We start from the raw sequence: 20,847 nt of genomic DNA, 5'->3' as shown, positions 1-20,847 counted from the left end.
CCGCCGAAGCTGGCGAGTAATGATAATAGGAGGTGCCATATGTACGCAATCATAGCAACAGGTGGTAAACAGTACAAAGTAGCAGAAGGCGATATCATTAAAGTAGAAAAACTTGGTGTGGAAGCTGGAGAGACTTATACATTTGACCAGGTGCTTGCAGTGAGCGACAACGGACTGAAGGTTGGAAATCCCACTGTAGAGGGCGCGACTGTTGAGGCTTCCGTTGTAGAGAACGGCAAAGCTAAGAAGGTCATCGTTTACAAGTATAAGAGAAAAACTGGATATCATAAGAAAAACGGTCACAGACAGCAGTACACAGCAGTTAAGATTGAGAAAATCAACGCTTAATCATCTGGTGGCAGTTTTATGATCCGGGTGACGATTTATCAGAACGAAAAGAAAGAATGTGCGGGTTTTCTGGCAAAGGGACATGCAGGCTTCAGTGAAGCGGGACAGGACATTGTCTGCGCGGCGGCATCTGTGCTGATGATCAACACAGTGAACGCTATTGAGGCATTTACGGATGACAAGACTTCTCTTGTATCAGATGATATGGAAGGGCTCATTGATTTCCGTCTCACAGACCGTCCCGGCAAAGAGGCAGCGCTTCTGTTAAAGGCCATGATCCTCGGACTAGAGGAGATGGCAAATGACAGCAACTATTCGGAATACATTCAGGTAAGATTTGAGGAGGTGTAACGACCATGATGAAATTAAATCTTCAGTTTTTTGCTCATAAAAAAGGTGTAGGTTCTACAAAGAACGGACGTGACTCCGAGTCTAAGAGATTAGGTGCAAAGAGAGCTGACGGACAGTTCGTAAAAGCCGGCAACATCCTTTACAGACAGCGTGGAACGAAGATCCATCCAGGTGTCAACGTAGGACGCGGCGGAGACGATACATTATTTGCATTAGTAGATGGTGTTGTCAGATTTGAAAGAAAAGGAAGAGATAAGAAACAGGTTTCTATCTATCCGGTAGCACAGTAATCAGCGAAGGTGAGACCCTGCCGTATTTTGTAAACGGCAGGGCTCTTTTTTCATAAGGAGATTAAAGACATGTTTGCAGACAGAGCAAAAATATTTATCCGCTCCGGCAAGGGCGGCGACGGACATGTGAGCTTCCGGCGGGAGCTCTATGTCCCCAACGGCGGCCCCGACGGCGGTGACGGAGGCCGTGGAGGCGACGTGATCTTTGAGGTGGACGAAGGTCTCAACACCCTCCAGGACTTCCGCCACAAAAGAAAATACGCAGCAAAAGACGGGGAGCCGGGAGGCAAGAGAAGATGCCACGGCGCTGATGCGGACGATATCGTACTGAGAGTACCGGAGGGCACGGTCATCAAAGAGGCACAGTCCGGCAAGGTCATTGCGGACATGTCCGGCGATAACCGCAGGCAGGTCATCCTGAAAGGCGGCCGGGGAGGCCTTGGCAACCAGCATTTTGCCACAGCTACCATGCAGATCCCCAAGTACGCCCAGCCCGGGCAGCCGGCACAGGAGCTGTGGGTGAACCTGGAGCTGAAGGTGATCGCGGACGTGGGGCTTGTGGGCTTCCCCAACGTAGGGAAATCCACCTTCCTGTCCAGAGTCACCAATGCAAGGCCGAAGATCGCCAACTATCACTTTACGACCCTGAGCCCTAATCTGGGTGTGGTGGACATGCCGGGAACGAGGGGATTTGTCATCGCCGACATCCCTGGACTCATCGAGGGAGCATCTGAGGGAGTGGGACTTGGACACGAATTTCTCCGCCACATTGAGAGAACCAAGCTCATCATCCATGTGGTGGACGCGGCCGGCACAGAGGGCCGGGACCCGGTGGAGGATATCAGGAAAATCAATGCGGAGCTTCGCGCCTACAACCCGGAGATCGCCGACAGGCCCCAGATCATCGCAGCCAACAAGATCGATGCCATCTACCGGGAAGAAGGGCAGGAGAGCCCTGTAGAGCGTCTGAAGAGGGAATTTGAGCCCCAGGGCATCCCTGTATTCCCCATATCAGGCGTGACGGGAGAGGGCATACAGGAGCTTCTGTACGAAGTGTCCAGAAGACTGGATGAGCTGGACGACGAGCCTGTTATCTTCCAGCAGGAATACTTCCCGGAGGATGAGCTGATCTACGAAGACCTCCCTTACACCGTGGAGAAGGAAGACGATATCTACGTTGTGGAGGGGCCCAAGATCGAGAAGATGCTGGGATACACAAACCTGGACTCAGAGAAGGGATTCCAGTTTTTCCAGAAGTTCCTCAAGGACACTGGCATACTGGAGGAGCTGGAGGCCAAAGGCATCCAGGAGGGAGACACTGTCCGCATGTACGGACTGCAGTTCGACTATTACAAGTAGGATTTTGTGACAGACAGATTTTACAGATAGCATATAATAAAGATAGGAGAGAAGGCAAATGACGACAAAGCAGCGGGCTTATTTGAAAAGCCTTGCCATGACCATGGATCCCATTTTCCAGATCGGGAAGAACAGCATGACGCCTGAGCTCACAAAGGCGGTGGACGAGGCTCTGGAGGCCCGGGAGCTCATCAAGGTGAGCGTCCTCCAGAACTGCGCCGACGATCCAAGAGAGCTTGCCGCCATGCTGGCAGAGCGCACCCGCTCCCAGGTGGTGCAGGTCATCGGCAAGAAGATCGTCCTCTACAGAGAGGGGAAAAACGAGAAAAAGAAGATCCAGCTTCCGTAAAAGGATCAAAAGGAGTTCCTTTATGAAGAAGATCGGGATCATGGGAGGGACGTTTGATCCGGTCCACAACGGCCATCTGACCCTGGCAGAGTACGCCTGCCGGGACTATCAGCTGGATCAGGTCTGGTTCATGCCAAACGGAAATCCTCCCCACAAGGACAATAAAAATATCGTCTCCACGCCCCGGGAGCGGGCACAGATGGTCTCACTGGCCATCAGCGGCTACAGGAAATTCCGCCTGGAGGACTATGAGCTGAAGCGGAAGGATGTAAGCTGCTCCTACGGGACAATGGAGCACTTTAAGGAGCTGTACCCGGAGGATCATTTTTACTTCATCATCGGCGCGGATTCCCTGTTCTCCATCGAGCAGTGGGTGCACGTGGAGCGGCTTTTCCCCACCTGCACCATCCTCGCCGCCTACAGGGACGATAAGAGCAGCAGGGAGGTCATGGGCCGCCAGATCCGTCTCCTCACCGGGAAATACGGCGCGGACATCCGTCTCCTCAACACGCCTCTGGTGGATGTATCCTCCCACGAGCTGCGCCGCATGCTGCGGGATAAAGAGGACGTAGGCGGGCTCATGCCCGAGGCAGTGGTGGACTATATCTACAGAAATCAGCTCTACACCTCATAGATTGATAGGACAGAAAAATAGTTTTCTCAAGGAAGTGTGTGTCATGAATGAAAATATCGATGTTATGCGCAGAAAGGTGAAAAAATATCTGGACAAGAACCGGTACAACCACACCCTGGGTGTCATGTACACTGCGGGGGCTCTGGCCATGCGCTACGGCGCGGACCTGAACCGGGCGCTGACTGCCGGACTTCTCCACGACTGCGCCAAATGTATCCCCAACGACAAGAAGATACGGATGTGTAAGAAAAACCACATTTTTATCACCCCCGCCGAGGAGGCCAACCCCTCCCTTCTCCACGCCAAGCTGGGAGCCTTCCTGGCAGCAAAGAAGTACCATATCGGGGACAGGACCATTTTAAACGCCATCGCGTGCCACACCACCGGCAAGCCGGAGATGACTCTTCTGGACAAGATCCTCTACATCGCGGACTACATCGAGCCGAACCGGGCGGAGCTGCCGGATATGTCTGAGGCCAGGAGACTGGCTTTTGAGGACATAGACGAGTGCCTCTACCTGCTCCTTCGGGACTCCCTGGTCTATCTGCAGACAAAGGGACTGCCCGTGGATCCGGCCACAGAGAAGACCTACAATTACTATAAAAAATATCTGGGAAAAAAGGAGGAATAAAGCCTATGAACCATGCAGATCAGATGGCGCTCACCGCTTACCGGGCGCTGGACGAGAAAAAGGGCCGGGATATTCGGATCATCAGAATTTCAGACATCTCCGTCATCGCCGACTATTTTGTCATCGTGGACGGCGGCAGCTCCAGCCAGGTGAACGCCCTCGTGGACAATGTGGAGGAGAAGATGCATCTGGCCGGATATGCCATGAAGCAGCGGGAGGGCCGGGACGGCACCTGGGTGCTCCTGGACTACGGCGATGTGATCGTCCATGTCTTTGACAGCGAGAACCGCTCCTTCTACAATCTGGAGCATATCTGGAGCGACGGGCAGGAGATGGACCCGGAGGCTCTCCAGGCGTAACAGGAAATGCAGAGACAGGAGTCCCGCGAAAGCGGGACTCCTTTTCTGTTCTTGTAAAACGTTCCCAATGCCGATATACTGAATACAGAGACAAAAGGAGACGGGGAGGAGATACACAATGGCTGTCAGGATCGGTATCATTGAAGATGACCAGGCTCTGCGGGAGGGGCTGAAGCTGGCCTTTGAGCTGGATGGGTGGGAGGTCGTCTGCGCCGCCACTGCGAAAGAGGGAAGACGGCTCACAGAGGGAGGCGGCTGCGACCTTGTCATACTGGACTGTAATCTCCCGGACGGAAGCGGCTTTGATATGCTGCGGGGACTACGGGAAAAGGAAGCGCCTCCTGTGCTCATGCTGACCGCGAGGAGCGGAGAGATCGATGAGCTGCAGGCCCTGGAGCTTGGAGTGGAGGATTTCATGAGAAAGCCCTTCTCCCTTGCTGTTCTGAAGGCCCGCGCACGCAGGATCCTCCGCAGAAGGGAGACACCCTCCCTCCTGTCCTCCGGGGACATCACAGTGGATATGAGGAGCAAAGAGGTGCGCAAAGGAGGGGAGCTGCTCTCCCTGAGCGCCCTGGAGACGCGGCTTCTCATCCTTCTCATGGAGCACAGCGGACAGATACTCTCCAGGGAGCAGATCCTGGAATCCGTGTGGGACAGGCAGGAAAAGTATGTGGATGAAAATACCCTGGCGGTCACAGTCCGCAGACTCCGCCTCAAAATAGAAGAGCACCCCTCAACCCCGCAAAGGATCCGAACCATCCACGGCATGGGGTACATATGGAAGGAGTGAGCAGTATGACAAGAGAACAGACACTGCTGGCCCTGTGCCTTCTGCTTCTGGCCGCAGCCCTGGCGGCCCTTCTCGGAATGCTCCGCTTCCGGAGGCAGTACTTTCGTCTGTATCGAGAGGTTCAGCTCTGCCAGAGGGCACTTCTTGCGGACCAGCCCCTGCCGGAGGGCTCCTGTCAGGAGGGCGCGCCGTCCGCGGTCCAGGATGATTTTGCCCGCATTATGAAAAAATTCCGGCGGGAGAGACAGGAGGCGAGGGAGGACAGAGACGCGGTCAGGGAACTGACATCCAATCTCTCCCACCAGCTTAAAACCCCTCTTGCCAATATCCGCCTCTATCAGGAGCTGCTGAAATCCCCGGAGCTTCCGCCTGGCAGAAGACAGTGCCTGGAGAACCGCCTGGAGGAGCAGACAGACCGGCTGGACCGGCTTCTTACTGCCCTCTTCAAAATGATGGATCTGGAGAGGGGCGCGGCTGCCCCGAGCCCTGCAAATATCCCTGTCCTTTCCGCTGTCAGGAGGGCGGTGGAGTCCGTCCTCCCAAGGGCGGATCAGAAGCATATCCGCATCCGGATGGAGCCTTTCCCGGATGCGCCACTCCTCCACGATCCCGCCTGGACAGAGGAGGTTTTTGCCAACATCCTGGAAAACGCTGTAAAATATGCGCCGGAGGGCTCTGTCGTCACCCTATCCATGGAGTGCTTCGAGACCTACGGGGCTGTCCGCGTCCAGGATAGGGGACCGGGTATCCCCAAGGAAGAGTACACAAAAATCTTCCAGAAATTCTACCGGGGCAGCTCCTCGTCCGGGAAGGAGGGCTGGGGCATCGGCCTCTATCTGGCCAGGCTCCTCGTGGAAAGGGAGCACGGGTATATCACCGTCTCCTCCGAGCCGGGGAAGGGCAGTACCTTTTCTGTATTTCTGCCGCTTATGACAGAGGTGTAAGAATTTTCCCCGCCGCCTGTAAGATATCTGTAAGGAGAGGCTGCTATAATGAGAGCCAGAAAGGATAAGAAAATGGAAGCGGTAAAGGTGACATGTGTGAAAAAAGCCTTTCCCGGGCCCCTCGGGCCGGAAGAGGTGCTAAAAGGAGTGTCTTTTTCGCTGGAGGAGGGGTCATTTACCGCCCTGACCGGATGCTCGGGGTCCGGAAAGACTACCCTTCTCCATCTGCTTGCGGGCTATTTAAAGGCGGACAGCGGGACCATCTGTCTCCTTGGCAGACACCTCCAGGACATGTCTCCAAAGCAGGCCGCCATCTTCCGCCGAAGGCATGTCAGCATGGTTTTTCAGGAAGCGGCCCTCATTCCCTCCCTTACAGTGGAGGAGAATATCGTCCTTCCCCTTGTCATGGACACAGGGAGACTTCTGGACCAGGACCGGCTCACCGGGATCCTGGAGTCCTTTTCCCTGTCCGGGAAGCTGGGGAGATACCCGGCAGAGCTGTCCGGCGGCGAGAGGCAGCGGTGCGTCTTTGCCAGAGCCCTCTTTTCTGACGCGGAGCTGATCCTTGCGGACGAGCCTGCCGCCAAGCTGGACACGAGGCAGTCACTGGAGCTCATGGGTGCTCTGAAGGAGTGCGCCCACACCTGGCACAGGACCGTCCTTATGGCCACCCACAACCTGGATCTGGCTCAGATATGTGACAGAGAGCTGGAAATCAGGGACGGCGTCATCCATTTTCTTTAGGTGTGCGATATGAAGATCATATGGAAAGTTCTGACAAAAGAAATCCGGCAGAAGCCAGGACGGTTCCTCGTCCTCGCGGCGGGCATGACAATGGCCGTCTTCCTCATCACAGCCACGACCGTCTTCTCCACATCCTGTCTCCAGGCGATGATCCGGCAGGAGAAAAGAGAGAACGGCCCCTACGAGTCCATCTTTCACAATCTGACAGAAGAGCAGGCCTGCGCTCTTTCTGACAGCTCCTACATCCGGCAGGTCTGGATACTGGACAGGTGTCCTATAGAGAGCTCTGACCAGGGGCGCGTGTGCTGCGGCGTCTCCTTCAGGCATATTTCCCTTGCCATCTTCAAAAATTCCCAGAAGGTGGGAGAGGAGATTGGGATGGATCCCCTGCCGCTGGAGGAGCAGCCTGTCCTCTATGCCCGCACAAATCAAACGGTCACATCTGCCTATGATATCACCTTCAACGATAAACTCCTGGGCTACTATGGTGTCAACGCCTCCGGAACGGCTGCCGGCTCCGCCTGGGCTATCCTCCTTCTGGACTTTGTCATCGCGCTTTTCGGCGCTGCTCTCCTGTACTACGTATCCCTCTCAGGCATGGAGGAAAAGCTGAAGATCACTGGACTTCTGGACGGCATCGGCATATCGGAAGGTCAGAGGCTGTGCTTTGCCTTCGGAGAAAACCTGCTGGCCGGATGCGTGGCCATCCCTGCCGGCATCCTCCTTGGCATAGCAGCCCTGGCCCTCTCCATACGCTGGCTGGGGGAGAGGCTTTTCCCTGTAGAAGATATGGAAATCTCTGTAAATCCGCTGCTGCTCGTGGCGGTTCTTGCGGGGACGTTCCTGCTCGCTCTGTCCTCCGCACAGGGGCTCTATGACCGGCTCAGAAAGGAGTCTGTCCTCAACCTGATCTCCGGCTACGACGAGGAGGAGGAAATCAACCGGACTGCGGTTCTCCTTGGGGCCAGACGGCATTTCTTCAAAGCTGAGACGCTCCTTGCCGTCAAAAATGTCATCATGTACCATAAAAATTACTGTGTCTCCTCCGTCCTCCTTGTGATCGCGCTGTGCGTGCTCCTCAATGGGGCCATGTATGTGGAGGGCCTGACCTCCCCTCCTGCCACAGCCGGCCAGTCGCTGCCCCCGGTGTCTCTCTGGGCCTCGGCAAAGGGCGGGGATGGAGCTGCCTTCCAGGAGGCCGCTGAAGCTCTGGAGGAGATAGAGGGCATTGATACGGTCGCCGTCGTAAAGGAAGCGGAAGAGTACTCTGCCCTTGAGGGGATGGACATATGGGGGATTGAGGACTATCTGTCAGAAATCCACGCTACGAACGCCCTCTTACGTATTCAGAGCTATGAAGAGTTTGGAGAGCCACTGGAAAATATGCTGAAGGACGGATGGCTGCGCAGAGTGGTCCGGGTCATCGGCGTAGACGACCGTACCTTCCGGCGTCTTCTGGGAGGAGAAGAGGCCGGGCCCAAGAACAGCTCTTTCCCAGAAAATGAGGGAGCTGTACTGGAAAGCAGCGACTGGAGCATGAAAGAGAACGATGGAAGAGGGTTTCCCCTGTTCATCCAGGGAGAGATAAGAGACATTCCGATCCTTCGCATGATCACCAAAGCAGAGCGTCCGGTCCTTTTTCCGGAGCAGCTCTCCAAGGCCGAGAGCCTGGAAGATACGCCCCTGTCCTTCACTGACGGCGACGTCATCCTGTACCTTCCCCTCCAGACCTTTGACGAACTGATGGCAGGTTATCAGGACACCTCCCTCTCCCTGGAGATCATCCTGTCCCGGGACAGAGGAGCAGGAAGAGACCTGACAGAGATCCTATATCCGGACAATGCGGCCGGCAGGATGAAGGAGGACAGCCGGCTCATCAGCAGTATCAGGCGGCATCTGGAGGGGACAGAATTGGAAGACCTTGCCTTTTACAGCTTTGCCGAAGAGTACCAGGAGTCCTTTTTCGTCGGAGGGAAGGGCGCTCACGTCCTCCTCGTCGCTACCCTGGTGAGCACAGTCTGGATCGCCGCCATTCTGATCACCCTGCTAAGAGATGCAGCCTGCATCCGGAGGAGAAAGAAGGAATTTGCCCTCCTTCAGTCCATCGGCATGCCCACAGGTCGCATCGTCAAAATGATCTTCCTGGAGCATCTCACCTTAGCCCTCGCTGGGATACTGGTTGGCATCCCCCTGAGCGTCTTTATTCTTTCCGCGGGACTGTACCGGGATGATGGCGCGCCCCAGATGCGCTTCCCCCTGGATGTGCCGGTACGGCTTGTGGGCCTGCAGCTCATCCTGACGGCGTGCGTTGTGCTGGTTCCCTTCCTGTATACGGTGAGAGAGTTGAGAAGAATGGATATGATCGATGTCATACGGAAGGAGGAAGCGTAATATGGATAAAAGCTGGAGTATCGAAGCGGAACAAATCCGGAAGACCTATGGGAGCGGGAACACAGCCGTCTGCGCGCTGAGGGAAACGTCTCTCCGGATCAAAAGGGGACAGTTCGCCGCCATCCTGGGCCCCTCAGGCTGCGGGAAATCCACCCTTCTCCATGTGCTGGGCGGCATCGATGAGCCTGACAGCGGGAGAGTGTGGGTGGACGGCAGGGAGCTCTACCGCATGAAAAAAGGGGAGCGGTCGATCTTCCGCAGACGGCAGATCGGCATGGTCTATCAGTCCATCTACCTTCTCCCCAGCCTGAACGTAGAGGAGAACATAGCTCTGCCTCTTCTCCTGGATGGAAAACCGCTCTCTGCCCAGCGGCTGCAGGAGCTTCTCGCCGTCACCGGACTCACAAAAAAGAGGGAGGCTCTTCCCTGCCATCTCTCTGGAGGACAGCAGCAGAGAACGGCCATTGCGAGGGCTGCGGCCCCTTCCCCGGCAGTCATCCTGGCAGATGAGCCCACCGGAAATCTGGACAGCAGAAACCGGGACGCCATCATGGGGCTCTTCCGGCGGCTGAACACCAGGCAGCATACCACCATTATCATGGTGACCCACGACGAGGCGCTGGCAAAGCAGTGCGACCGGGTTCTGTACATGGAGGACGGGAGAATACTGCGGGACACGCTGCTCAGAAAGGAAGAAAAATAAGATCCCGGGTGAATTTTGAATTGAACAGCGGATCATACAACAGGAAACCATGGAGTTACAGCTGTGACTTCATGGTTTCGCTTTTAGAATAGCTTTCAGCTATCGAAAGATATAATATATAAATAAATGTGCGGCTGTGGGCCTGCCTGTGCTGGGTACAAGCGGAGTATCCTGCATGGGTTACGTGGTATTTGCAGGGCTGCTGTCTGCATGATGTGCGTGAGCGGACTGATCCTCTATATCGGCTCCGTGCCTCTGATGCGGCTTTTCTCACCCAGCGCTGCGGTGGTGACTCTGGGAGCAGAGATGCTGCGGTTAGTGGCCCTGTCAGAGCCCTTTTTCGGTCTGATGGTCGTGCTGGAGGGGATCTTCTACGGGATGGGGCGCACGCGGTACCCGTTTCTGGTGGAGACCATTGGCATGTGGGGGATACGGATTTTTCTGACCTTCCTGTGCGTAAATGTCTGGGGGCTGGGCCTTCGGGCAGTGTGGTGCTGCATGATCGCCGACAATGTGGGCAAGGCGCTGATGCTTGCGGCCCCGTTTCTGCGGCGCTATCTTCACCAGTCAGGGAAATAAAGTCAGAAAGAAAAGCAGGGAGCGAAGCCAATGACAACAGGCTTCGCTCCCTGCTTTATAGGAAATAAAGAAAAATCATCTGAAAAACCGGAACACGCCGATCACCTTTCCTAAAATCTGAACGTCGGTCACGATAATGGGATCCATGAAATCGTTCTCCGGCTGCAGGCGGATGACGCCTTCCTCCCTGTAGAACGTCTTGACTGTCGCCCCGTCCTCAATCAGAGCGACAACCATATCCCCATTGGACGCCGTATGGCACTCCTCGACCAGCACATAGTCGCCGTCGAGAATTCCGGCGTTGATCATGCTTTCTCCCTTGACAGTCAGCATGAAGGTATGATTGTTTGGCAGCATCTCCACCGGAATGGGGAAGTAGTTCTCAATGTTTTCCTGGGCCAGGATCGGCTCGCCGGCCGCCACTCGTCCTAGGAGGGGCACGTTGGTCACCTCCCGTCTGGTGAGATTGAAGGTGTCATCCAGAATCTCAATGGCCCTCGGCTTGGTGGGGTCTCTTCTGATATATCCGTTCTTTTCCAGTGTCTCCAGATGGGCGTGGACAGATGAGGTGGACTTCAGATGAACCGCCTCACATATATCCCGGACAGAGGGCGGAAATCCCCGCGTCAGGATCTGATCCTTGATAAACTCTAATATTTCTTTCTGCTTTGGGCTGATCTTTCCCTGCGACATGTAGCTTTCCCCCTTGTAATATGTACAATCAAAAATTAACTAATAACATTCTAACATATGCCCATGTAAAAGGCAAACAAATGTTTAGAAAATATGTTCGATTTTTTCGCTTCAGACTATTGACAAACAAATGTTCGCATACTATAATCAGAAGCATAGAAAGAACGTTCGTTCGATAGAAGAAAATCATGATTTTTATATGAAGCACAGCAACGAGGGATGTATTTTATCCAGTTAAGAAGAGGGGAATATGAGATGAACGCACACAGATTACATGCAGCAAGCAAGAGAAGAAGAGAAGTATACAGGGAAAAGTTTATTCTGGTCACTGCGGCCGTTCTCATCGCAGTCCTCTGCAGTATATTCGCAGTCAGAGGCATGCGCTTTGTACAGGCGAAGGACAGCTCTGACGCAGAAAGCGCCTACAGGTACTACAAGAGCATTGAGCTTAAGGCCGGCGACACACTGTGGGACATTGCCGAGACATACGCCGATGCGTGCAGTCTCTCTGTGCCGGAGTATGTACAGGAACTGAAGGCGATCAATGGTCTCAGGGGCGATCTGATCCATGAAGGTCAGCATCTCACCATTGTATACTGTGACAATGCGTACAGATAATATAATATAGCTAAAATATAGATTATACATTCCAATCGATATATAGGCTTTCTAAAGCTTTATATATAATTATACACTCACCCAGGGACGGTATCTCAGAGGCGCTTCCTTCCATACCGAAAGGAGAAGCAGACGGATACCGTCTATTTATATATTATATATACTGTAATATACCAAAACAGATCTATACGTAAAATACCGATTTTTCCAAAAGATGTGGACAAAATCCGGTGTTTCCAGTATAATTTCCATGTGGGATTATAAATGTTATTTCAAGCAAAGGGGTCAATACAATTATGAAGGATACAAAGAGCTATCATGAGCAGACGGTGATCGACTACACGCTGCGCCTCAGGGAAATACTGAAAACCCTGCCTCCGTTTGCAAAGGATTTCTTCCGGGCCATCGAGCCTCATTCATCCATCCGCACACGGATGAACTATGCGTATGATATCCGTGTCTTTTTTCATTTTCTGATGGAAAACAATCCAGTCTACAAAAATTACACAATAGATCAGTTCAAGGTCTCTGACCTGGAAAAGCTGGAGCCGGTGGATATTGAGGAATATATGGAATATCTGAAGGTATACAGGCGTGACGATGATGAACTGATGACCAACGGGGAAAAAGGGCTTGCAAGGAAGATGTCCGCCCTGCGGAGCTTTTACGCCTATTACCACAAGCACCAATATATCAGCAGTAACCCGACACTGCTTGTAGACATGCCAAAGCAGCATGAAAAGGCCATCATCCGCCTGGATCCTGACGAGGTTGCTCTCCTGCTTGATTATGTCGAGTCATGCGGAAGCCGACTGACCGGACAGGCAAAGGTATACTACGAAAAGACAAGGGAAAGAGATCTGGCGATCCTGACTCTCCTTCTGGGAACCGGCATCCGTGTCTCCGAGTGTGTGGGCCTTGACCTGCAGGATGTGGACTTCAAAAATGACGGCATCACTATCACCAGAAAGGGAGGCAACCAGATGGTTGTCTACTTCGGATCCGAGGTAGAAAAGGCTCTCAGAATTTACATGGAGGGGAGCCGCAAGGCTGCCACTCCTCTCCCCGGCCACGAGAACGCCCTCTTCCTCTCCACTCAGAGGCGACGCATGGGTGTTCAGGCTGTGGAGAACATGGTGAAGAAATATGCACGCCAGGTAACGCCGAACAAAAAGATCACGCCCCACAAGTTGCGCAGCACCTACGGCACCTCTCTCTATAAGGAGACCGGGGACATCTATCTGGTGGCCGATGTGTTGGGGCACAAGGACGTGAACACGACAAAGAAACACTATGCGGCCATTGATGAGAACAGACGCCGCCAGGCGGCCTCCGCGGTTCACCTGCGGGAAAAATAATCAGTATTCATAATTTTTTTACGGAAACCCTGTGCGGATTATTCGAAAAAATTCAGAGATAAGAAAGGAATTACTTACCATTATGAAATTACAGCAGCTTTTGAGCTACACGAGAAAGGCAGTAGACGAATATCAGATGATCAACGAGGGAGATCACATTGCCGTGGGCATCTCCGGCGGGAAGGACAGCCTCACCCTTCTCTACGCTCTCCACGGCCTTAAGAGGTTCTATCCCAACCATTTTGAGCTCAGCGCCGTCACCGTAGACCTGGGCTATGAGAAATGCGATTTCACACCGGTAAAGGAGCTCTGTCAGGAGCTGGATGTTCCCTACCGCATTGTGAAGACCGACATTGCCCACATTCTTTTCGAGGAACGCAAGGAGAGCAATCCCTGTTCCCTGTGCGCCAAGATGCGGAAGGGAGCCCTCAACCAGGCCGTAAAGGAAATGGGCTGCAACAAGGTGGCCTACGCTCACCACAGGGATGACATCATTGAGACCATGCTCCTCTCACTGATCTTCGAGGGACGCTTCTACTCCTTCTCCCCCCGGACCTACCTGGACCGGATGGATCTGACAGTGATCCGCCCCATCATGTTCGTGGACGAGGCGGATGTGATCGGCTTTAAAAATAAATATAATCTGCCAGTGGTGAAGAGCCGCTGTCCCATCGACGGATACACGAAGCGCCAGTATGCCAAGGAGCTGGTGCGCCAGCTGAACCAGGAGCATCCCGGCGCAAAGCAGAGAATGTTCACAGCCATCCTGAACGGGAATATCAAGGGCTGGCCGGAGCGCGTCATCCACACGCGTTAGCCTCCGGAATAGCTGTGTATGGAAAACGGGATGCGCAAAAAACTCTATGGGAAGGGGATTGCTCCTCTCCACATAGAGTTTTTTTTCAATGAATATTCTTTACTTGATAGCCCGCTGTTTTTCAGCCCAAGGCTCCTACAGCTTCTTCTCCCGGTCGCTCTCCTTGATGGCCACGAGCTGCTTGATAGCCTCCGCCGTTCCCTCAATGCCGAGCACAGAGCTGTCCAGACATACATCATAGCTCTCTGCGTCCGACCACTTTTTGTTCGTATAGTAATTGTAGTAGCTGGAGCGCTGCTTGTCTGTCTTCTGGATCATCTCTTTTGCCTTGGCGTCTGTCAGATTGTAAATCCTGGCGATCCTGCGGATCCTTGCCTCCATCTTCGCGTGTATGAACACGGTCAGCACATTGTCAAACTCCTCCAGGGCATAGTCCGCGCAGCGGCCTACCAGAATACAGGGGCCCTCACTGGCAATCTTCTTGATGGCGTCAAACTGTGCCAGAAAGACCTTGTGGTTGATCGGCATATCCGTATAGCTTCCTGAAGAATATCCAAGGGAATATGTGTCCATGACAAGGGAATACAGAAAGCTGTTGGTGGGCTTCTCGTCGTGGGCCTCGAACAGCTCCTCGCAGATGCCGCTCTCCTTTGCCGCCCGGTTCAGCATCTCCTTGTCATACAGCTTGATGCCGAAATCATCAGCGATCTTATATCCGATCTCACGGCCCGCGCTTCCAAATTCTCTTCCTATGGTAATAATCGTACTTGTCTTTTCCATACTACCCACACTCCTTCTTGTTGATCCTGTCAATACATACTCTGAAATAAGTATTAATGTATGGATGCTTTTTTATTTATTAAGCATTATACAACAATTTAGTGAAAATGTATAGAATTATATGAAAATTATTGTCTATTTTTTCTAAGTCGATCTAATAATTGGACAAAATACGCCGGGAGAGGAGCCTCCACCTCCAGGTACTCGCCTGTGCGGGGATGGACGATGCCAAGCGTCCGGGCGTGCAGTGTCTGGCCCTGGAGCCCCTTGAAGGGACATTTGGCCGGGCCGTAGACCGCGTCTCCCAGCAGGGGATGCCCGATGGAGGCCATGTGGACACGGATCTGGTGGGTCCGTCCTGTCTCCAGCTGGCACTGGATGTAGGTATAATCCCCGAAGCGCTCCAGGACTCTGTAGTGGGTCACAGCTCTCCTTGCGTTCTTCGCCCTTGTGCTCATCTTTTTCCGGTCCGTAGGATGTCTGCCGATGGGGGCGTCCACCATCCCCTCCTCCTCCTTTATATTGCCGTGGACAATGGCCTCGTAGATCCGCCGGATGGAGTGGTCCTTCAGCTGTGCGGACAGGCTCTGATGGGCGCTGTCGTTCTTGCACACTACCAGGGAGCCGGTTGTGTCCATGTCGATCCGGTGGACGATGCCCGGCCGGACTACGCCGTTGATGCCCGACAGGTTATCGCCGCAGTGGAACATGAGGGCATTGACCAGAGTGCCGCTGTAGTGTCCGGGAGCCGGGTGGACTACCATGCCCTTCGGCTTGTTCACGATGATAATGTCCTCATCCTCGTACAGAATGTCCAGCGGAAGGTCCTCAGCGGCGATTTCCGGCTCTTTCAGCTCGGGAACAGTTACTTTTATGCTGTCATCAAAACAAAGCCTGTAATTTGCTTTTACAGGCTTTCCATTGACTTCTATGAGATTGTCTTTGATCAGCTTCTGGATGTGGGAGCGGGACAGCTCCGGCATCTCCAGCGAGAGATACTTGTCGATCCTCTCCCCCTCATCATTTTCGACTGTGAAAAATGTATTCAAGATCCTCCTCCTTATAGTACAGCAGCAGAAGCACTGCCAGAAGTACGGCGGACAGAGTCACGAATATATCCGCCACATTAAAGACCGGGAAATCGATCAGCTCAAAATAAAAGAAGTCCACCACGTATCCGAGCCGCACCCGATCGATCAGATTGCCCAGCGCCCCGGAGACGATGAACACCGCGCAGACCCGCAGAGGAACAAATTTCCTTCCCGCCGGAATGCGCGTGTAGACAAGGAGTACGGCCACAAGTATGACCGCTGTGATGATGTAGAAAAACCACTGCTGGCCCTGCAGCACGCCAAAGGCAGCTCCCCGGTTCTCCAGATAGGTCAGCCGGAAGACGCCGGGGATCAGATCTGTTCCGCCGGTTCCCCGCAGGTGCAGGACAGCCATATGCTTGCTCCACTGATCCAGGATCACCCCGGCCGCGATGATGAGGAGAGCCGCTATATAATTTCCCGCTGTTTTTTTATATGCTGTTGTCTTTTCAGGCATTGTTGCCATTTCTCCGCAAGCCTCCGCTTTTCTAAATATATTTTCCAACCTGGATATACTGGCGCCCCTTCTTTGTCTCCGAGAGGATGCCCTGGTACACCAGCTTGCCCATGCCCCTGACAGAGATAATGTCCTCCTCCTTCAGGCGGTATCCGTTGGAGGTGATCAGCTTTCCGTTGACAAACACCTTGCCGCCCTCAATGAGACCTGTGAGCCGGCTCCTGGACATGGGGAAGGCAACGGACAGCACTGTGTCCAGCCGCACCGATGCAACCGTCCCCTTGATCGTCTCCAGGCGGGGCGCAAAGGAGAAGGCGGTCTCGTCTATCTTTTCCGTCCTCACTACGGTGTGGCGTATCCTGGTGAGCTGATCGCAGATAAAATCCGCCATAGCATCCGTCACAAAGACGTGGCAGACGCTGTCCTCCACAAGCAGATCCCCCAGGCAGCTTCTCTCGATCCCCAGGTTCAGGATCCCGCCCAGGAAATCCCTGTGAGAGAGATCCTCGGCAAATTTCCGGTTGGCCGGGCTGATCCTGAGCACAGATATGGGGTAACGATAGTCATAATAAAGAGCATCAGGCAGAAAAGCAACCATCTGACGCTCCGCAGGCTCATAACCCCCATACGTCTCATACCTGGAAGGAAAGAGATCTCTGGGGGTTGTGTGCAGTATATTCAGTTCATTCAAATTCAGAAAATCTGAAAAAGTGACTATATCCCTTTTGTATGAAAGATTAGACAGTTCGATCAGACGCTTCTGAAGCATCAGTTCCTCTTTGTTCATGTCCCGTCAGACGTCCTCTAAAATCTTGTGCGCATGGATGACGCGTCAAAGGAGGTTCCCAGCAGATCCTGCAGGTCTCCGGAAATATCTACATTTGTCGGCGTCACAAGGAATATGTAATTGGAAATCTTCTGCAGATTACCGTTGATGGCAAAGGTCGCGCCGGAAGTAAAGTCGATAATCCTCTGTGCCACCTCCAGATCCAGTCCCTCCAGGTTCAGGATCACGGTGCGGCCGCTCAGGAGCGTCTCTGTGATTTCTCTCGCGTCCTCGACAGAGGATGGCTTGATTACGCAGACCTCCATATTGGGAGCCTGTCTTCTGGAAGAAGGCTGGCGCATAGGTGTGACCTTGCTGCTTCCGCCTGACTGATGGGAGGAGTGGGAGCTTCTTGAAGAAGACTGCCTTGCAGGTCTCTCCTCGTAATCATCATCATAGTCATCGTAATCGTCGTCGCGGTCACGGCTGTTATCTTTTCCTTTATTGAACTTGGAGAGAAGCCCGCCCTTCTTTGACGATCTGTCCTCGTAGTCGTCATCCTCGTAGTCATCGTCATCGAAGAAATCATCGTTCTCGTAATCGTCATCGTCATCGCTCAATTTCATAATGTCAAGAAACTTATCTAATACTCCCATTTTTCAAATTCTCCTATCTTACGTTTATCTTTAACTCAGAGCATAATTGCGCGCGCCAAACAGGCCTGTCCCGACCCGCACCATCGTCGCGCCCTCTTCGACCGCCACCTCATAATCATTGGTCATGCCCATCGAGAGAATACTCATAGTAACATTATCAACTTTTTTTGCCCCTATGTCAACAGATAAGTTGCGCAAACAGCGAAAATATGGACGATTTTCTTCCGGATTTTCCACAAAAGGAGCTATTGTCATCAATCCGCACACTTTTATGTGGGAAAATTTGGCGATTTCATCCACCACCTGCTCCACTTCATTCACCTTCAGACCGAACTTGCTCTCCTCCTCGGCCACATTGACCTCCAACAGAATGTTAGCTGTCAGTCCATGCTTGGCTGCCTCCTTCTCTATGGTCTCGGCGAGGCGCACAGAGTCCACGGAGTGGATCAGATCCACCTTGTCTATGATGTACTTGACCTTGTTTCGCTGAAGATGTCCGATCATATGCCAGTGGATGTCCTTTGGAAGGGCTTCGTATTTCTCCACGATCTCCTGCACCTTATTCTCACCGAAAACTCTTGTGCCGAAATCGTAGGCCTCCCGCAGCATCTCCACAGGCTTTGTCTTGCTCACGGCGATCAGGGTCACCTCCTTCGGATCCCGCCCTGCCCGCTCACAGGCCTTTCGGATGTTCTCTTCCACCTGTCTGAAATTTTCCTGCAGCATTACCGCATCACTCCTTTAAAATATGATCTCGTTCTCATGAATGTCGCTGCCGTCCAGCGCTATATGGTCGTAGTTGGTCAGTCCGTAGTCGTTTCCGGACTGCACGATATAGTATTCTTCGTTCTCACACAGGATCTCCACCTGGGTGAATTCCGCATACCCTTTGTTTATGTTGAAGACTCCCCGCAGCGTCCCCTTCTCGCTGAGAGTACAGGTCTCGCTGGAGTCCGGCTTCACAAGAACCGTCCCCGCCTTAAAGGCGTCCTCATCCAGATAGACCATTCCCGTCTCATTGTCCCGGTAGTAGACCTCCGCCCTCTCAAATGTGGTGGTATTCTCGTCCGTCTGCACGAGCACGCCATCCTGGCTTGTGTCCCCGCCCTGAGTGATGTAGTCCTGGGGAACCGTGTAAAATTCCTTCTCCACCACAGAGGATTTGGGGATCTTCAGCCCCGACTCGTCCTCCAGCACAAGCTGAATATCCAGGAACCTCTCGCCCACATACCGCACCATGGACTCATTGAAGGTGATGAAGCCAAGATTGACATCCTTGTCCTCTGTATTGTAGATGGAAAGGCTGCCCCTGGCGGTCTCGTTGTCCTTGGAAAAGCGCACCTGCACGGTGGATGTATCGGCAAGCTCCTGGGCCATGTCCTCGTTCAGGATGATGACCACGGACCACTCCTCCTCTGTCACCAGCTTGTACGCCGCGTCCCCCGCCTTCACCTTTGCGTTGTCTGTCAGCTCCGTGCTCTTGTAATTCGCTCTGGACAGCATATCCGCCGTCACCTGATCCGCCGTGAGTCCCTCGTATCCGTCCACAGAGTAGACGATGACGCCGTCATCAGCCGCCTGGTAGGCGGTGACGCCTTCCGCTCCGCCCTGGATCAGGGCCGCTAGCTGGGACTGTTTGCTCTGGGAGGAGCTGCTGGTGAGAATATTCTCCACTGTATCCTTGAAGGTGTAGACCTCCTCAAACCGGTTGTCCTGAAAATTCCCGCTGAAGCTCTGGGTCTGCTGGAGGATCATCTGCTGCTCCTCCGACGAGACAGCCTGCTCCTCCTGGGCGTCCGCCTGCCCGGAGGAGGAAAAGTCCAGCTTCTCCGGAGAAATGCTGTACACATTTGTCTTTTTCCCCACCTTGCTCCCCTCCGGGACAAAGTAGTTGATATAGCCCTCCGTCTCCGCGTTCACCACCGTCTCATGGCGCAGGACAAGGCCGGTGTAGGCGTTGTCCCTGAAGATGGATCCCTCTCGGACCTCATAGGCTGTGATGTGCTTCGCCGTGGCGTAGGTGAGGACTGTCACGATCAGATAGACGAGGATAACTCCAAAAATTACAATCCCTATATTAAAATTCCATTTTTTCCGGTAAACCTGAATATTTCCCTGTGCTTTTCCAGACAAACTGTTGCCTCCTGTGTCATTTCCTTAATGCCGATCCGCCGAGATAGTGAAAATATTTCCCCTGCCAGGCGTCCCTCTCCCTCATCCTCTTCTCTGCCTCGTCCCGCAGCTTCCACCAGCTGGTTCCCCAGTTGCAGAAGACAGCCTCCTCCCTGGGGATGCGTCCGAAGAGCCGCTCCACGGCGATATCCGGGCTGAGATAGGACAGGAAAGCGATGAGGCGATCCATATACTCCTCTTTAGAACATACGGATATTGTACCATTTTCGTAGGCTTCGCACAACACCGTGTTTTTGGGGATGTAGAGGGAATGGATCTTGACTGTGTCTACCTGGAGGGCCGACAGCACCCTGGCTGTCTCCACTGCGTCCTCCAGCTCGTCTCCCGGATAATTCAGGATCACGTGGGCACAGATCTGAAAGCCATAGTTCCGTATCTGCAGCACCGCGTCTATGAACTCCGCCAGACCGTGTCCCCGGTTCATCCTCTTAAGGGTGCGGTAATTGACCGTCTGCAGTCCCAGCTCCAGGCAGATTTCTGTCCCCCGCCTTCTTCGCAGATCGCCCAGCACCTCCAGATAGGAAGGGGACACACAGTCCGGCCTTGTGGATATGTCGATCTCCACAATATCTCTCTCCCCTGCCGCCTCCTCCGTATAGGCCCTGAAATCCTCCAGAGGAAGATAGGTGTTGGTATAGTTCTGGAAGTAGGCGATAAACTTATGGGCCTTGTATCTTCGCTCGATCTTCTCCCGCGTCCTCCTAAGCTGCTCTCCCACTGTCAGATCCGGAGAGAGGGCCTCAAATCCGGTGCCGGACGCCGCGCAGAAGGTACAGCCCCCATGGCCGTCCACGCGGTTAGGGCAGGTGACAGGAAGGTTGACAGGCAGCTTGTACACCTTTTCGCCATATATTTTTTTCAAATATTCAGAATAGGGAAAGTATAATTTTTTCTCTGGCATGAATTTCAAAAATCCTTTCAGGGCATACTAGCACTATCTGATGAA

Annotated in this window: 26 protein-coding genes; 17 read left to right on the top strand and 9 right to left on the bottom strand. The window is 53.4% G+C overall.

Features of this window, described 5'->3' with window-relative positions:
* Positions 1 to 39 precede the first annotated feature (39 nt).
* From rplU to H7U36_RS00770, 14 genes are all read left to right on the top strand, one after another.
* Positions 40 to 348 carry a 50S ribosomal protein L21 gene (gene rplU / locus H7U36_RS00835; RefSeq protein WP_033125258.1) on the top strand — a complete coding sequence of 103 codons (309 nt, stop codon included), beginning with the start codon at positions 40 to 42 and terminating at the stop codon, positions 346 to 348.
* An 18-nt stretch (positions 349 to 366) separates the two neighbouring features.
* Positions 367 to 699 carry a ribosomal-processing cysteine protease Prp gene (locus tag H7U36_RS00830; RefSeq protein WP_205147574.1) on the top strand — a complete coding sequence of 111 codons (333 nt, stop codon included), beginning with the start codon at positions 367 to 369 and terminating at the stop codon, positions 697 to 699.
* Positions 700 to 704: 5 nt separating this feature from the next.
* The gene (gene rpmA / locus H7U36_RS00825) at positions 705 to 989 is read left to right on the top strand and encodes a 50S ribosomal protein L27 (RefSeq protein ID WP_033125260.1); all 285 of its coding nucleotides are present in this window, start codon (positions 705 to 707) and stop codon (positions 987 to 989) included.
* 69 nt (positions 990 to 1,058) lie between these two features.
* Positions 1,059 to 2,348, top strand: coding sequence for a GTPase ObgE (gene obgE, locus H7U36_RS00820; protein WP_205155602.1), 1,290 nt, complete (start codon positions 1,059 to 1,061; stop codon positions 2,346 to 2,348).
* Between the two features lie 58 nt (positions 2,349 to 2,406).
* Positions 2,407 to 2,697 carry a ribosome assembly RNA-binding protein YhbY gene (yhbY, locus tag H7U36_RS00815; RefSeq protein ID WP_033125262.1) on the top strand — a complete coding sequence of 97 codons (291 nt, stop codon included), beginning with the start codon at positions 2,407 to 2,409 and terminating at the stop codon, positions 2,695 to 2,697.
* A gap of 22 nt (positions 2,698 to 2,719) precedes the next feature.
* On the top strand, positions 2,720 to 3,331 hold the full coding sequence (nadD, locus tag H7U36_RS00810; RefSeq protein WP_033125263.1) for a nicotinate-nucleotide adenylyltransferase: 612 nt from the start codon (positions 2,720 to 2,722) through the stop codon (positions 3,329 to 3,331).
* A gap of 43 nt (positions 3,332 to 3,374) precedes the next feature.
* The gene (gene yqeK, locus H7U36_RS00805) at positions 3,375 to 3,962 is read left to right on the top strand and encodes a bis(5'-nucleosyl)-tetraphosphatase (symmetrical) YqeK (protein ID WP_033125264.1); all 588 of its coding nucleotides are present in this window, start codon (positions 3,375 to 3,377) and stop codon (positions 3,960 to 3,962) included.
* A 5-nt stretch (positions 3,963 to 3,967) separates the two neighbouring features.
* Positions 3,968 to 4,321 (top strand): ribosome silencing factor, encoded by a 354-nt coding sequence (rsfS, locus tag H7U36_RS00800; protein WP_191384294.1) that lies wholly within the window; start codon positions 3,968 to 3,970, stop codon positions 4,319 to 4,321.
* Positions 4,322 to 4,439: 118 nt separating this feature from the next.
* Entirely contained in the window at positions 4,440 to 5,111 is a 672-nt protein-coding gene (locus H7U36_RS00795) for a response regulator transcription factor (protein WP_205147576.1), read from the top strand.
* Between the two features lie 5 nt (positions 5,112 to 5,116).
* Complete coding sequence (locus tag H7U36_RS00790) at positions 5,117 to 6,055, top strand: sensor histidine kinase (protein ID WP_205155601.1); 939 nt, start codon at positions 5,117 to 5,119, stop codon at positions 6,053 to 6,055.
* A gap of 48 nt (positions 6,056 to 6,103) precedes the next feature.
* Entirely contained in the window at positions 6,104 to 6,799 is a 696-nt protein-coding gene (locus H7U36_RS00785; protein ID WP_205147578.1) for an ABC transporter ATP-binding protein, read from the top strand.
* 9 nt (positions 6,800 to 6,808) lie between these two features.
* Positions 6,809 to 9,190 (top strand): ABC transporter permease, encoded by a 2,382-nt coding sequence (locus H7U36_RS00780; RefSeq protein ID WP_205155600.1) that lies wholly within the window; start codon positions 6,809 to 6,811, stop codon positions 9,188 to 9,190.
* A 1-nt stretch (position 9,191) separates the two neighbouring features.
* Entirely contained in the window at positions 9,192 to 9,893 is a 702-nt protein-coding gene (locus tag H7U36_RS00775) for an ABC transporter ATP-binding protein (protein WP_205155599.1), read from the top strand.
* A gap of 126 nt (positions 9,894 to 10,019) precedes the next feature.
* Positions 10,020 to 10,472: an MATE family efflux transporter gene (locus tag H7U36_RS00770; protein WP_330636991.1), complete on the top strand. Its 453-nt coding sequence runs from the start codon at positions 10,020 to 10,022 to the stop codon at positions 10,470 to 10,472.
* 75 nt (positions 10,473 to 10,547) lie between these two features.
* Here H7U36_RS00770 and lexA read toward each other — a convergent pair whose 3' ends face one another.
* Positions 10,548 to 11,165: a transcriptional repressor LexA gene (gene lexA, locus H7U36_RS00765; RefSeq protein ID WP_033124916.1), complete on the bottom strand. Its 618-nt coding sequence runs from the start codon at positions 11,163 to 11,165 to the stop codon at positions 10,548 to 10,550.
* Between the two features lie 255 nt (positions 11,166 to 11,420).
* On the opposite strand from lexA, the gene H7U36_RS00760 reads away from it, so the two are divergent.
* From H7U36_RS00760 to H7U36_RS00750, 3 genes are all read left to right on the top strand, one after another.
* On the top strand, positions 11,421 to 11,783 hold the full coding sequence (locus tag H7U36_RS00760) for a LysM peptidoglycan-binding domain-containing protein (RefSeq protein WP_191428442.1): 363 nt from the start codon (positions 11,421 to 11,423) through the stop codon (positions 11,781 to 11,783).
* A 296-nt stretch (positions 11,784 to 12,079) separates the two neighbouring features.
* Positions 12,080 to 13,141 (top strand): tyrosine-type recombinase/integrase, encoded by a 1,062-nt coding sequence (locus H7U36_RS00755; protein WP_033124914.1) that lies wholly within the window; start codon positions 12,080 to 12,082, stop codon positions 13,139 to 13,141.
* A gap of 82 nt (positions 13,142 to 13,223) precedes the next feature.
* Entirely contained in the window at positions 13,224 to 13,958 is a 735-nt protein-coding gene (locus H7U36_RS00750; protein ID WP_033124913.1) for a tRNA lysidine(34) synthetase, read from the top strand.
* A 135-nt stretch (positions 13,959 to 14,093) separates the two neighbouring features.
* On the opposite strand, the gene H7U36_RS00745 is transcribed toward H7U36_RS00750, so the two are convergent.
* From H7U36_RS00745 to H7U36_RS00710, 8 genes are all read right to left on the bottom strand, one after another.
* Positions 14,094 to 14,738, bottom strand: coding sequence for a cytidylate kinase-like family protein (locus tag H7U36_RS00745; RefSeq protein ID WP_033124912.1), 645 nt, complete (start codon positions 14,736 to 14,738; stop codon positions 14,094 to 14,096).
* 128 nt (positions 14,739 to 14,866) lie between these two features.
* Positions 14,867 to 15,787, bottom strand: a complete 921-nt coding sequence (locus H7U36_RS00740) for an RluA family pseudouridine synthase (RefSeq protein ID WP_033124911.1) — start codon at positions 15,785 to 15,787, stop codon at positions 14,867 to 14,869.
* Positions 15,759 to 16,286 carry a signal peptidase II gene (gene lspA, locus H7U36_RS00735; RefSeq protein WP_052083888.1) on the bottom strand — a complete coding sequence of 176 codons (528 nt, stop codon included), beginning with the start codon at positions 16,284 to 16,286 and terminating at the stop codon, positions 15,759 to 15,761. The genes H7U36_RS00740 and lspA overlap by 29 nt, the downstream gene beginning before the upstream one ends.
* Before the next feature lie 31 nt (positions 16,287 to 16,317).
* A complete protein-coding gene (locus H7U36_RS00730; protein WP_033124910.1) occupies positions 16,318 to 17,073 on the bottom strand; it encodes a YlmH family RNA-binding protein in 756 nt (251 codons plus the stop codon).
* Positions 17,074 to 17,090: 17 nt separating this feature from the next.
* Positions 17,091 to 17,708: a cell division protein SepF gene (locus H7U36_RS00725; protein WP_033124909.1), complete on the bottom strand. Its 618-nt coding sequence runs from the start codon at positions 17,706 to 17,708 to the stop codon at positions 17,091 to 17,093.
* A gap of 30 nt (positions 17,709 to 17,738) precedes the next feature.
* A complete protein-coding gene (locus H7U36_RS00720) occupies positions 17,739 to 18,434 on the bottom strand; it encodes a YggS family pyridoxal phosphate-dependent enzyme (protein WP_033124908.1) in 696 nt (231 codons plus the stop codon).
* A gap of 15 nt (positions 18,435 to 18,449) precedes the next feature.
* On the bottom strand, positions 18,450 to 19,841 hold the full coding sequence (locus tag H7U36_RS00715) for a biotin/lipoyl attachment domain-containing protein (RefSeq protein ID WP_052083887.1): 1,392 nt from the start codon (positions 19,839 to 19,841) through the stop codon (positions 18,450 to 18,452).
* A gap of 16 nt (positions 19,842 to 19,857) precedes the next feature.
* Positions 19,858 to 20,802 carry a tRNA modification radical SAM protein MnmL/YtqA gene (locus tag H7U36_RS00710; RefSeq protein ID WP_033124907.1) on the bottom strand — a complete coding sequence of 315 codons (945 nt, stop codon included), beginning with the start codon at positions 20,800 to 20,802 and terminating at the stop codon, positions 19,858 to 19,860.
* Between the last annotated feature and the right edge of the window lie 45 nt (positions 20,803 to 20,847).

The sequence above is a fragment of the Faecalicatena fissicatena genome (genome assembly GCF_016900595.1).
GTDB lineage: Bacteria > Bacillota > Clostridia > Lachnospirales > Lachnospiraceae > Claveliimonas > Claveliimonas intestinigallinarum.
This window is presented reverse-complemented; position numbering and strand designations above follow the sequence as displayed.